This is a genomic window from Rhizobium sp. BK212 (assembly GCF_014197475.1).
GTDB classification, from domain to species: Bacteria; Pseudomonadota; Alphaproteobacteria; order Rhizobiales; family Rhizobiaceae; genus Rhizobium; species Rhizobium anhuiense.
In genome coordinates this window covers 792,856-805,499 of the sequence record NZ_JACIFS010000002.1, presented here as the reverse complement: position 1 = coordinate 805,499, position 12,644 = coordinate 792,856, and the positions used below count along the sequence as shown (strand labels likewise).

The window sequence follows — 12,644 nt, the reverse complement described above, 5'->3', positions numbered from 1 at the left end:
CATCATGGTTTATTCTGCCGCGTGCGCCTTCATTTGGCTCCTGAACCAATCGAGCGTCTTCGCCACGCCCTGTTCGTAGGTGATTTTGCACGACCACTCGGGCATGACGTAATGCGCGTTGGTCAAGTCCGGCCGTCTATTCGTGGGGTCCTGCGGCGGTGACGGCTCGAAGACGATCGGCACGCCGCCGACGAGTCTGGAGACATATTGCGCGACCTCGAGAACCGAAATCTCGCGATCGTTGCCGACATTCAGGGGCCCCTTGTAGTCGGTTTGATTGATCCAGAAATAGCGCGCGAAACCGTCGACAATGTCGTCGACATAACCCCAGCTGCGCGACTGCAGGCCGTCGCCGAACACGGTAATCGGGCGGCCCGAAAGCGCCTGGGTGATGAAGTTGGAGACGGCGCGCCCATCGTCGGTGCGTGTCCGCGGACCATAGATATTGAAGGGGCGGACGACTTTGACATCGAGCCCTTGCGTGCGCTGCATCTCGAACAGCAGCGACTCCGTGCACCTTTTGCTCTCGTCATAGGACGAGCGCGGACCGGTGCAGTCGACCTGGCCCTTGTAGGATTCCGGCTGCGGCGACACCAGAGGATCGCCATAGACTTCCGAAGACGAGGTGAAACCGAAACGTCCGCCCTTCTTCAGCAAGTCGAGCAACCGGAATGCCCCGAGAAGATTGGCGGAGATCGTCCTCTTCGGCTCCTTCATGTACCACGGCGGCGATGCCGGGGATGCAAGGTGATAGATTTCGTCGAACTTATCCGAGGTCTGCAGCGTCTCGACGTCGGATTTCACGAAGTGGAAACGGGGATCCCGGATGTGCGCGATATTTTCGAAAAGCCCCGTCCAGAGGTTGTCAACAACGACCAACTTCTGAATATCCGTCCTCAGCAAAAGTCGATCACACAAGTGGGATCCGATGAAGCCAGCCCCGCCAGAAATCAATACGCTTTTCATTGCTTCGTGCCTCGTGACTTGAGATTAAGCTGATTGTTTATTAGCATTACCTGTAATGCATGACAATTATTTAGAAGAGTTCTAAGAATTACTCGCCTATTAATGTTAATTGTTAGATGTGCCTACTTTAAAGTGTTTCTGCCGATTCCGCACTCGATCACGAGCCGCCGGGCCGGACTGGATGCTGCCGATGATCGTCGCGCGATCATCACGACCTGCCCGAACTTGACTATCCGTTCCATGAGACGGCCCTACCATTTGCGGTTCGACGAAGGAGTCGGCATGGTATCGACAACCACTCAGACGCGTTCCGGACCCAGAGAGCTGAGGTTGTCTCAACGAAAAGCATGTCTGTCGGTGCAGACACCGCATGCCTGATGTGCGCTATATTTTCGAAAGATCCGCTGCAATGATTGTCAACAACAGCCAGTCTCTGGGTATCATTTTCCAAGTAGAAGTCGTCACATAAATACGATCCGATGAAGTCGAACCCGTTTCTCACGCCATCTCGCTTCGTTACTTGAGGATATAGTATTGTTATTACAGTGATCGAACGTTTTGTATGGGCACGAAGTCCGGGGTGGGTCGGACTTTGGTCTGAATTTTGCGCGTGGAAACGATCGTCATCGTCATTCGACTATCCGCCGCGCGTCTTTTTCAGGCGGGGAGATAACGCGCTAAGGCATTGAATCAAGCTCATTGTTTCCGAGAATCGGTTTCGATTTTCGGAAAGCACGTGTGGCGGTGCCCGGCTCTCCGCATAGCCCGAAACGAACTTTCATTCATCGGTGCCGGCGCCGCAAAAGACGCCGCCGACACCGTCTGCTTCGTTTAGACCTCGATAATGTAGACGATCGTCAATGCATTGGGATCGACGATCACGATGCGGCCGTCTGCAAGGATGAAGAAGCGGTAGCCTTCATATTGCGGAACGATCTTCACGATGCGCGTCGGCAACCGCTCGAGCCGGACCTTCTTCGGAATCTTCGTTCCGACGGAGACCGTGAAGTTCACTTCTTTCACCGGCTCGACATGCACCTCTTTCACCGCCGTTCGAATTTCGGTCTGCTGTTCGACCGAGATGTTGACGTTGGTCTTGGTGTTCGGCTGGTTGTTCGTCGTGGTGTTGTTCACGTTGGTTTCGGACGAACTCTTGTTCGTCGTCGCGTTCTGGTCGGCGGGCTGCTTTGACGCATCACCGCTCTTGGTGGCGCTGCCGCTATCCGTGCCTTCCGCCGGCTTGGCATTCTGCATGCTGCTCTTCGAGGTGGCGGTGCCGCTGCCATCCGTGGTGGCGGACTTTCCGGCTGGCTTCTGTTCGGCCGTGGCGCCGCCGCTGGCGTCTTGCGATCCGGATTTGGTTTCGGTCGAAGACTTGCCGGATGCACTTCCGCTCTTCGCGTTATCGTTCGAAGGCTGCTCGGCGTTCTTCTGCATGTCGGAACCCTGGCCGGATTTCTGCTGCGTTGACTGGCCCTTGCCTTGCGGGCAGGCTCCGGAAGCGTCGGGGGTGCAGTCGGTGCCTGTCTTGCCGGCGCCGGATTGCGCACCGGCGTCCATGCCCATCTGAGAACCGGGCTGCGCCTGGCCGCTGCTCTTGGTGTCCTGCTGGGCTGCGGCCGGCAGTGCTGCAAGCGGCGATACGCCAAGCGACAGCGCGGCCAGGATCATGGTGAGATGGTTGCTTTTCATAATCGATCTCCGAAGTTTGAACACGCCATACCGCCCGCATTCCCATGCGTCGCATGCGTGCCCTAATGGTTGGAAAGGGCGGCCGCAGCCGCCCGTCGGTCACTGGATGACCTGGATGACCTTCCGGGAGGAAGGTTCGACGATCACACGCTGTTCGTTGACGATCGCGTATGCATATTTCGGATCGTCGGGAATTGGCGTCACCACGACGGTCTCCGGCAGAGGCTGCCCGACGACGACCTTCTCCTTCACAACGACGCGTTCGGCCGGAGCCGGAGCCTGCTGTACATAGGTCACCACCTTCTGCGGCGGCGGGTCGATGACGCTGCCCGCCACGCCGCCGACGATGCCGCCGACAGCAGCACCGACCGGGCCGCCGACAATCGCGCCCGTTGCAGCACCACCCGCCGCGCCTGTGACCGTCGATGACTGCGCAAAGGCAGATGTCGATGCCAACAGGACGCTGGCGGCAATTCCTACTGCTTTGATATTCATCCGTTTTCCTCCTTCAATGCGGTTGGTTCCGCTGGTGAGCCAAACCTGAAAATGGAGGAAGTGTTCCCGGGCTGGGACTTCATGCCGGGGCTGGCCCGGACTATGGTCCTAGAGCCTCCAGCCCGGCCGGACAGCGTCCGTCATTGCGTCGGGAATCGACTCAACATCCGATCCTGAACGTTCTCCGGGCCGACGATCATCGCTGCCAGCGAGATGGCTTTTTCCCGGGCTTCGGGTTTTGTTATATAGCCTTCGAGCAGCACGACAGGACCGAGCATCCTGATCTCGATGGCGCTGCTGTCGAGATCCGGATCGGCGGAAAGGGCTGCTTCGATTGTTGCGATGGTCGATGCCGAACTATGGCCTTGCGGACAGCGCTCTTCATGGCTGTGGTTTTCGGGGCCGAACTTCATATACTCCTCCTGTTCCGTCCCCTCCACGGACCTTACGTTGCCTCAAACCACTATATGAGCAGCGGGTCCTCAGGCCGCCAGTCCGACTTAGGTCCGGCTTTCCCTCGCTGCCATCCTGCCTAGATTCTCCTCATCCTTGTTGAAAGGACATCAGGGAGGTTCGGTCGTTGCAGCTGAACTCCAGTCAGAACCTCCCTGGTGAAGCATCAGGTGCCGATCGGCGCGAGATAAAAGGCGGTTATCCATGCAAAAGATCGGCATAGTGGATTGGCGCAGGAGCGAAGACTTCGCGCCTGTGATGCTTGTCATCGGCGGCAAGCCCAGGCTGGTTCGCTCTCTCCATGAGGTCGCCGACGCCCTTATTGCCGCCTGGCCGACAGACGACGGCAAGGAATATATCGCAGCCATAAAAACATGCCTGGATGCCATCCAGGGCAATATTCCGGCCACGGTAGCCCGCGCAGCACTCATTCACGCTGCGGAAGAAGCCGGAATTCGCGTCATCGCGGTCGTTCACTGAGATTTTTGCAAGCTCGTGCAGCGCATCAAGCCTTGATGATTGCGGTCAGCCCTCCGGGGGCGACGCAAACCGGCTCGCATCGAACAGGTCTATGGCGGCGACCGGAGTGATGTCCTGACCTGAGGTCGCGGCATCGACCTCACGATGAACCGTGCGGGGGGAAACGCGAGGCGCGTTCAATTCCATCACCTCGCCGGGAGAATGCAGCGCCCATTTCATCAGCGCCGCCTCGGACGTCGATTGAAAGAAACTTGCTTCTTCCCAGGAAGCGGTCATCGGCAGGGAGGCGATCATATCAGCGCCCTGCTTGGAGGCCTGGTGTGCAACACGGAGAGGTTCGAAGCGCGCATAGCCCGGCAATGCAGGCGCAGGTCTCTCCGGAAGCACTTCAATTGGGCCGATCGATGCCGTCTCCAGTTTGTCATCCACATCAGCGTCGTGTTCGAGGGTGGCCGGCCGCATCGCCGGTATCGGAATCGGCAAAGATGAAACATCTGGAGCGGACTGTTTGTCATCCCGCTCGACTGCGCCGGTCTGCAGCGCCAGCGCACTCAATGCCCGGCTTTTGGGCGTGGGCAGAAGCGCCGTCACGAGGTTGTTATCTCCAGTATCGCCGCTCGGCCTGGTCGATGCGCCCACCTCTTCGTCTTCGCCAGCGGCACTGGCGATCTGGATCGAGGCGGGGCCGCCGCGCTTCTTGTAGTTCGCAACCGCCTGATTGTATCCAGGCAGCGGCCGGCCATCGGCAGGGAGATGCATCGTCTGCCCGTTCGGGAACAGTCGGGCGAGTTCCTGCCGGGACATGCGGGGCCAGGCCCTGACATTGCCGACGTCGAGATGCACGAAGGGCGATCCCGAGGTCGGATAATATCCGACGCCGCCGCCCTGCATCTGCATGGCCAGCGCCCGCAGCGTCGAAAGCTTCACGCCGGGAACGTAGAAATCCATCGCCTTGCCCAGCATATGCTGGCTCTTCTTGGCGACGCCCGTGCTGCGCGAGCGGTTGCGGAGCATGTTGTTGGTGGTGGGCGAACGATAGGCGGAGACGATATGGATATAGTCCTTGCCGCCGCTGCGCTTATACACCTCCCAGACCAGGTCGAGCAGCCGCGGATCCATCCGGGTCGGCTCGTTCCTTCGCCAGTCGCGCAGAAACCGATTGATCTGGGCAAGGCCTTTGGGATCGAACTTTCCGTCGCGCTTATAGGTGATCGTGGCCCGCTCGCCGGTATGGGTAAAGAACAGCTTCAGGGCCCGGTCTTCCGCCGAGGCAAAGGATGCCGAGCCGACAAGCGCCGGCAGCGCAAACAGAGCCGGCAGAATGGTCTTGGCGACCAACCGTTCCGCACGCGACAGTAGCGTGGCAATTCCGCCCAAGCCTGCGCCCGATAATCCTCGCACTGGATACTTTAACACGAACAATCCCGCCTACACCAAACACGCGACGATGTGCGGGAACCTCCGCATCCATCACGCCCAGTAAAGCCAGCTTATGGTCAACAAATCGCTAACAAGCGTAACCGGTGCTCCGCTCCTACACTGTCCTCGCCGCCCCAATCCGCCTTTCTATGGACGAGCAACGGGAGTTTTCTCCATAGCAGGCGCGATCTCTCACCCAACCGGATTATTGAAATCACCGGTCCGGTCTATAGTTGAGCAGGTTTCGGCGACCCCATGAGAAATAGTCGTCGATTGGGCTCGATCTTCGCGACGAACGCTCTTTTAAAGATCATGCCCGAAGCAAGCGGATGTGGCTGGTGTAAAGGAACCCTCATGGCTGGAGCAGCCTTGATCGGTCTGAGGCTCCATGTCATCGGATGATGTTTGAAGGTAACGGCATGCGCAAAACAATGGCAGTCGGCCTCGCCGCCTTGATCGCCATGTACTTTCTCGGCGGCATGAGCGCGAGACATGAGACATTTCCTTGGCCACAACTTTCCGCGATGAGGAAAATGGTTGGCGGAGAGAAGGCGACTGCTCCAAGCCGTTATACGTTCGACGACAAGGAACGACTCATCGGGGATGAATCAAAAACGCTTGTGAACTGCCCGGCTCAAACTGACCGAACGGCTGTCTTACTCATTCTTGGCCAATCGAACGCGGCCAACGACAGTGGACAACGGTACAAGTCAAATTATGGCGCTCGCGTTATAAACGCCTTTGACAAACGGTGCTTCATCGCCGCGTCGCCACTCCTTGGATCGACCGATACCAAGGGAGAGTATTGGACGCTTCTTGGCAACAATTTGATCGCATCGGGACAAAATGACAGCGTCATCCTCGCACCCCTCGCATATTCCGGATCTGAGGTCGCACGATGGGCGAAAGGCGGTGACCTCAATCCTATGCTGGTCGATACAATGAAACAGCTTCAGGATTCCGGTTATCGGATAACGAGCGTCCTCTGGATGCAAGGAGAGGCGGACCTCGTTATCGGCACCACTGCGGAGGCCTACCAGAACCGTTTCATGTCGATGGTTGACACATTGCGTCAGCACGGCGTCGAAGCACCGGTTTACATTTCGATCGCATCGAAATGCCTCGAACCGAGCAACGGCGGCTTCAAGGAGCATATTCCGGACAACGCGATAGTACGGGCGCAACTGGCCCTATCAAGAAGCGGCCCCGGTATCCGAGAGGGCGTCAATTCCGACGCGTTGCTCGATGGAGAAGACCGCTACGACGATTGCCATATCGGGGGCACAGGCGCGGAGAAACTGTCGCGGGCCTGGCTGAACCTTCTGCGCGGCGATGGCCGACTGGAAACCTCGCGATAATCTTCCCAGAACCGGTTTTCGCGCCTTAGCGAGCTTCAGCTTCGGGCTCTGAAAGCTGAACAAACTCTATGTCCTCAGAAGTTTGGACTATTCTCGTGGCCCTCCAACTCAGGGCACCCCCTGATGTTGCCGAAACCGATCGTTCGCCGGTCGCCGGATTCATCCAGACCTCTGAGCACGATGATATTCTCATCCTGCTGTATAATCTCGCTACGATAGATACCGGCCCGAATCGCCCGGTTTTTCGCTTGGCTTATATTGCATTGCCCGGGCGGCGGAGTGACATGCCAGTATCTCGTACCTTGCCCATCCGAATGCCATCCGCCGGAAGCAGCGAATCCCGACAGACTGGATAGCAGTATGCCAGATGCCAATATCACGCTGCCTAAAACCAGTTTCATGTCATCTCCGTAAGCCGCGGCAGGGCTTGTCTTCGTTCTGCTTGTTCTGTTTTTCAACGGACAACCGGGTGTCCCATGACGTCGCAGCCACATTAAGTGGCTCGCGCTAACACTGTGCTAACGCCGGTTTCGGCGGCAATTTGCGGATATTGGCACGGGTTGCGCCGGCATTGCTCGCCGAGGATCAAAAAGGAGCCCCGCCGAAACGCGGCTATTTGTGGAAAGGACGGACCGCACAGGAAGGAAGGGAAGCGGACAACCCCAGTTATGGGGCGCCTGTGCGATCCTTGTGCTCTAACAGTAGATAGCCGGAAAAGTTCCTTAAGGTTCCTGACCAATTAATGGCTCCGAACCGGCAGGAGAGGGCGGATCGCGAAGATTGCAAGGGGTGTGCTGCTGGAGACAGGAGACTCCTCTGCGCGATCCGCTCCGAGCCAAGTAACACTTTTGTATGACAACAGTTCCGGTGCAATTCTGCACGGTAATAGTATTGTCGACGTCAAGAGACCTGCTAATGCCAAAAAAGGACCCCGCTTCTGAGCGGGGCTAAGGTTGAGGTGGGCCGAACAGCTAAATGTCGTGTGGCTGTTGTATAACAAATCTCCGCACGGCCCGAAGGTATTACGATCAACGGAGCAAATTGTTCCGCGCCGACAGATTTTTTTAATCAGTCGCACCATTCGTTCCGCCGCTTCGCGCTCCACGTCCTGGCGAAGTCATCCTTTAGCAGCTTCTTGTCGACTTCAGGCCGTGCTCGGCCAGCAGTCTTTCAACCAAAGGTCGCTTCCCGCAGCCATATAGAGGCATCGGATTTTCTCTGAAACCTGAGCCCTAGGCACAAGTGTGATTCATCGAGCTGGAAATAATTTCCGAAAACGAAAATTCGCGCGTCATCCGGAGTGGTTTTCATCCAGGAAAGAAGCTCAAACCTGACGGGTTGACGGTGTACTCGAAAGGCCGAAGGCTCGTGAGGAAAATCGCTTTCGTTCCAGGCTCACGATTCTGCCGCCGCCGTGCACCCTGACCAGAGGTAGTTCTGTGATTGCATTGCTGGCCTGGGACGGCCGACATTTATGACTTCGGCGCTGCCCCAATGGAGAAGTACGGCCAGGGCCCGGGGATTCCGGGCAGATCAAGCTGTCCACGTAGATCAAAGGAGAGGTTTGCACCGATAACGAGATCGCGCACGGTGCGGGACGCGATAATATCGCCCGGTCCCGCGCAGTCGGCAAATCCTGCGGCAAGCCGCAGGACCGGACCCGCATAGAGGCCGCCTTGCCGTTCGCATTCGCCGATGTGAATGGCTGCGCGAACATCCAGGCCGAAGTGATGCAGGCGGCCGCGAAGATCGAATGCACAAGTGATCGCCTGGCTGGGCTGCCGGAACGCGGCGACAAGTCCGGATTCCCGCAAGTCGATCACATCGCCGTCGGCGGCGCGAAGCTGTCGAATAGCATCGTCCTGCCAATCTTTCGCCCGACCGGAGAATGCGCCTTGAACATCCACGTGCAAGACCGTCAGCAGGGCGCTCTCGGTCGGGGCGAGCGGGGCGGAAACTAGGAACCGCTGGATTTCGTCCATCAGCCGATCGGAGTCGGCTCCCCAGATGATATGGTCATCGCCGGGCAGCTCGACATATATCGCGCCGGGAATGCGGCTTGCCAGATAGCGCCCTTCTTCGGGCTTGACCCAGCGGTCGCCGGTTCGATGGGTGATCAGGGTTGGAACTCGGATCGCTGGAAGGATATCGCACGCGTCTATCTCGACGCTCCAGCGCCACAGGGAGATCGCATCGGCGGGGGATGCCGAATTGCGCAGGTAGCCCGCAAACCATTCGCGTTCTACCATATTGTCGGTGAGGCTCGGGGCCGCCCGTCTAAGGTCCAACGGGCGACCCCACTCCCGCTCGATGGCAAGCAGTTCCTCTTCTAATTCCTCTCGGGTACGCCCCCAGGGGTAGTCCGGTGACCACAGACCCCGCGCATAGGCTCCGTGTAGTATGAGGGCAGCCGTGCGTTCGGGATAGCTTGCGGCGAACAGCATGCACATGACGCCGCCTTCCGAGCTGCCGAACAGGACCGTCTTTTGCGATCCGACCGCATCCAGCACGGCACGAACATCCTGCATGCGCTGTTCGAGCGTCGGAAAGCCGGTGCCACGATCCGAAAGGCCCGTGCCGCGCTTGTCGATGCGGATGAGGCGACAGAAGGAACCGAGACGGTGCAGAACGCCTGACAGTCTCGGCGAGTCCCAAGCGTAGTCGAGATTAGAAACCCAGCCTTGCACATAAACGACGTCGAAGGGGCCGTCGCCCGTCACCTGGTAAGCGATGTTGACCCCGTCCGATTTCACGTAGCGGGTTTGAGGACGGGCCTCGAACGACGCTCCTTCCTCTGGTGGTCGCCCGGCCGCTGCCGCCATGCGGCGCGACAGCAAGTCTCGGTAGAGCGCGCGGGTTTCGGGCTCGGGCTGCACGCCGAGCTGCTTGCGCAACGTATCGGCGCAACTCTGGTATTGTGCGAGGGCGAGGTTGAAACGTCCCTTCGCCGCATAGGCGCGCATCAGCGTGCGGTGCACATCTTCCCGAAGCGGCTCCAGCGTGAGCAGCCGTGTTGCGGCGGGGATGGAAGCGCCCGGTTCATTCCCCCCGATGTGGCAAGTGATGAGCTTTTCCAGGGCGGCAACGGCGGTGATCCGTAGCCGTTCCCTTTCGGTGCGAAGCCACTCTTCGAACGCCTCTTCCGCAAGGTTGAAACCTTCGAGGAGCTCCCCGGTATAGAGAGCGATCGCCTGTTCGAGGTGCTCGCTCGCGGAGCCGGCAGCCAAGGCCTCAAACCGCCTGACGTCGAGATCCGCGTCGCCGAGATCGAGCGCCACCCGGTCGCCTTCGATCCGGAACCATTCCCGTCCGGTCGCCCGCAGCGCTCGCCGCAGGACGGACAAGGTTTGCCGCAAGTTCGCGCGGGCCTGCTCTTCTCCCGTCCCGCCCCACAGCAAGGCGGCCAGGTTCTCGCGCGATTGGGACTGTCCGGCCTGGAGCGCCAGATAGGCCACCAAGGCACGCGCCTTGCGTGTAGATGCTGGCGACCCCGCGGCAAGGCCCGCGCAGTCGAACCCACCCAGCAGGGAGAGGAAAGGGCGCTTCCTCGAATCCGCCATAGCCATCGCTTTTACGAATCCATCACATCCGGCCACACATCCCTTTGACGGGGATGGAGGATCGTTGCGGACGGCGCCGCACGTCGAAGTTGGAGGGTAGTGCAATGAGCTTCATCCGTAAAGGCGAAGAAGGCATGCTAGAGGCAGTCGAGGGGCGGGTCCGTTGGCGCGCGCGACTGCACGATCTATGGGTTGCCGCCATAAATCCGGTCGTTCCTTGGCACCGGCTGAACGAACATCTCTTGCGCGATATCGGCAAGAGCGCTGCCGATGCCGAGCGGGAGGCCTGCATCAGAAGTTTTGGCTCGTCCCGCCGTTTTCGTTTTCCAGATCGCGAATAGGCCCGCTTTGGCAACCGGTTCTAGTTGTGGTTACCGGGGGGCGCGCCTCGCGGCTTGCGGGGCAATTTCGACTGGCTGTGTCGCACCTACTATATCGGCCGCTTCCGGTTTGCGTCCGAATGGTCAACATCCGCAAAGCTCACATCTAGCGATAGATATGCCAGATCGGGCTGAACGCAAAACTCGCACCCCATGTGGTCCGAGCGCCTCTTCTTCCACACAGCTGGTAGTTTCTCAGGGGAATGGAGTCCTTGCGATTAATCGTTATCCGAAGAGAGCACGGCGAAGATGCCGTTGACGCGAGACCGGACGTCGAGCGCTACCCTATTGCCCGCCCAGTTTCCAACTGTCCCCAGACGGACAGGCTACGCCGTTGAAGCGCGTCATGCCGTCGAGCGATTGCCGACTGGTTACAAAACCGCGACATCCGTCCGGCCCATCGTTACTGGCATCGATCTGTTCGATAACGCCCGCGCTGCCCGTCGATGGGTTGGCCCAAGCAAGCGCAGTTGCACCGACAGCACCGCGACCGACCGTATCTGCGATCACCGCTTGATCGGTCAAAGGCGTCTGGTGCTGGATTGCTGACTGGGCGAGGGGAGTCTCAAGCGGCTCGATATGAGAGCACGCCGCCAAGGCTGCGATGCTCATTGCCGAGATGAAGTGCTTTGGAGTCATCGCTCGGATAAAGCGCTTTGCCTGTTGTGTTTCAAGTTACGAATAGTTCACATTCTGGCGAGGTCTGAAGAAAACGAGGTCGCGTTTCAACCGTTCGCTACGATTACCGTGATGACCAAGTCTCCGTTGCTCGCCCAAGCGACACCCAGTAGTCTCGCCGTCTCATCGACATATCGACAGTGGCACGCATCGATTCCATGGCAATTCTCTTCAAAACAACAATCAGCGAAAACACCGCATTCGAGATGATCGAACGGTCACTGTCAGGCGTTTACGAATATGACGGTTATCTCAATGTCGTTAGCGATGCGGGCGAGACGGCATTGTCGTGGGGTCCGGCAATGCATGCCGAAGAGTTCAAGGCAGAAGTCAGCCAAAGCCTGCGACAGACTTGGGATGCTGCCCGCTTCTGGGTCATTTATGAGCGCCGCGAAGACCGGAAGGATCCAGAAGGGACTGACATTCGTAACGCGGCTTTCCGCCTGACGCGCGGATACAGCGGCGTTATCGTTGTTACGCTCAGCCTCCTCGGGAAGCGTGACAGCGCCAACGACCTGGAACTCGTCTTCGTCTGCTTCGAGCAGGATTTTCACAGGAGGAATTTTCGCGTGCGCTACGAAGGTAAGCCGGTACCAAACCCGGACTGATGTTGCGAGGACGTGTGCTCACGCGCGCGACCCGTTCTACGTTCGATTTGAAGGCGAGGGCAAGGCACGAGAACTGGCGACCATCGCTTCGCTCATCGAGACCGGCAAACTCAATGCCGTCGATCCGCAGACCTATCTCACCGCCACACTCACTGCCATAGATAAGCTATTGCCGTGGAAAGGAAATCACAGACTTCGACTTTGACGACGGCCCGCTTAAGATGCGTTGGAACTGGCAACACCATCGCACGCAGGATGCTCCGACAGAGTACCTATGCCCATGATCGATCGGGAGGTTGGCCGCCCGCGAACCGTCTGTGCCGAGGGGTAAGGGGGATTCCCGGAAACGAGTTTGAAAAGGGTGCTCCGGATCAGGGGCAGACACCCTTTTCGTGCTGAGTTTTGCAATCTCAGCGGAACGGAAGTTAGCAGAGAGATTGCTGTCTACCATCGGACCGAAGTCCGACTCACTCGCAATAATTCGTCGATGTCAGTGGCCGAGGTAACACCATCAATTGAGTTGCATTGTGCCTCTACGTCCGGGTTGTGGCGGGC

12 protein-coding genes and 2 pseudogenes are annotated in these 12,644 nt (G+C 58.5%); 5 read left to right on the top strand and 9 right to left on the bottom strand.

Annotated features, from left to right (window positions below):
- Window positions 1–9: 9 nt before the first annotated feature.
- From FHT79_RS08925 to FHT79_RS08910, 5 genes and pseudogenes are all read right to left on the bottom strand, one after another.
- A complete protein-coding gene (locus FHT79_RS08925; RefSeq protein WP_028759115.1) occupies window positions 10–966 on the bottom strand; it encodes an NAD-dependent epimerase/dehydratase family protein in 957 nt (318 codons plus the stop codon).
- A 373-nt stretch (window positions 967–1,339) separates the two neighbouring features.
- Window positions 1,340–1,468, bottom strand: a pseudogene (locus FHT79_RS32495) (UDP-glucose 4-epimerase); the annotation flags it as partial.
- Window positions 1,469–1,797: 329 nt separating this feature from the next.
- Entirely contained in the window at window positions 1,798–2,658 is an 861-nt protein-coding gene (locus tag FHT79_RS08920) for a DUF1236 domain-containing protein (protein ID WP_028759114.1), read from the bottom strand.
- Window positions 2,659–2,757: 99 nt separating this feature from the next.
- Window positions 2,758–3,153: a DUF1236 domain-containing protein gene (locus tag FHT79_RS08915; RefSeq protein WP_063474446.1), complete on the bottom strand. Its 396-nt coding sequence runs from the start codon at window positions 3,151–3,153 to the stop codon at window positions 2,758–2,760.
- A 140-nt stretch (window positions 3,154–3,293) separates the two neighbouring features.
- Entirely contained in the window at window positions 3,294–3,566 is a 273-nt protein-coding gene (locus FHT79_RS08910; protein WP_063474447.1) for a BON domain-containing protein, read from the bottom strand.
- A 244-nt stretch (window positions 3,567–3,810) separates the two neighbouring features.
- Between FHT79_RS08910 and FHT79_RS08905 the strand changes: the two genes are divergently transcribed.
- Complete coding sequence (locus FHT79_RS08905; protein ID WP_047611492.1) at window positions 3,811–4,086, top strand: DUF982 domain-containing protein; 276 nt, start codon at window positions 3,811–3,813, stop codon at window positions 4,084–4,086.
- Window positions 4,087–4,131: 45 nt separating this feature from the next.
- Here FHT79_RS08905 and FHT79_RS08900 read toward each other — a convergent pair whose 3' ends face one another.
- Window positions 4,132–5,508 carry a DUF882 domain-containing protein gene (locus FHT79_RS08900; protein ID WP_132573130.1) on the bottom strand — a complete coding sequence of 459 codons (1,377 nt, stop codon included), beginning with the start codon at window positions 5,506–5,508 and terminating at the stop codon, window positions 4,132–4,134.
- A gap of 416 nt (window positions 5,509–5,924) precedes the next feature.
- On the opposite strand from FHT79_RS08900, the gene FHT79_RS08895 reads away from it, so the two are divergent.
- Window positions 5,925–6,863 (top strand): sialate O-acetylesterase, encoded by a 939-nt coding sequence (locus FHT79_RS08895; protein WP_127430163.1) that lies wholly within the window; start codon window positions 5,925–5,927, stop codon window positions 6,861–6,863.
- Window positions 6,864–6,937: 74 nt separating this feature from the next.
- Here the strand turns inward: FHT79_RS08895 and FHT79_RS32070 are convergent, their stop codons facing one another.
- The gene (locus FHT79_RS32070; RefSeq protein WP_047614374.1) at window positions 6,938–7,264 is read right to left on the bottom strand and encodes a hypothetical protein; all 327 of its coding nucleotides are present in this window, start codon (window positions 7,262–7,264) and stop codon (window positions 6,938–6,940) included.
- 1,071 nt (window positions 7,265–8,335) lie between these two features.
- A complete protein-coding gene (locus tag FHT79_RS08890; RefSeq protein ID WP_348649669.1) occupies window positions 8,336–10,318 on the bottom strand; it encodes an alpha/beta fold hydrolase in 1,983 nt (660 codons plus the stop codon).
- A gap of 209 nt (window positions 10,319–10,527) precedes the next feature.
- On the opposite strand from FHT79_RS08890, the gene FHT79_RS08885 reads away from it, so the two are divergent.
- Window positions 10,528–10,764: a hypothetical protein gene (locus FHT79_RS08885; protein ID WP_183903275.1), complete on the top strand. Its 237-nt coding sequence runs from the start codon at window positions 10,528–10,530 to the stop codon at window positions 10,762–10,764.
- Between the two features lie 324 nt (window positions 10,765–11,088).
- On the opposite strand, the gene FHT79_RS08880 is transcribed toward FHT79_RS08885, so the two are convergent.
- Window positions 11,089–11,415, bottom strand: coding sequence for an RT0821/Lpp0805 family surface protein (locus FHT79_RS08880; protein ID WP_244604773.1), 327 nt, complete (start codon window positions 11,413–11,415; stop codon window positions 11,089–11,091).
- A 224-nt stretch (window positions 11,416–11,639) separates the two neighbouring features.
- On the opposite strand from FHT79_RS08880, the gene FHT79_RS08875 reads away from it, so the two are divergent.
- Window positions 11,640–12,089, top strand: coding sequence for a hypothetical protein (locus FHT79_RS08875; protein ID WP_183903323.1), 450 nt, complete (start codon window positions 11,640–11,642; stop codon window positions 12,087–12,089).
- Between the two features lie 64 nt (window positions 12,090–12,153).
- A pseudogene (locus FHT79_RS08870) lies at window positions 12,154–12,294 on the top strand (transposase domain-containing protein); the annotation flags it as partial.
- Window positions 12,295–12,644: the final 350 nt, after the last annotated feature.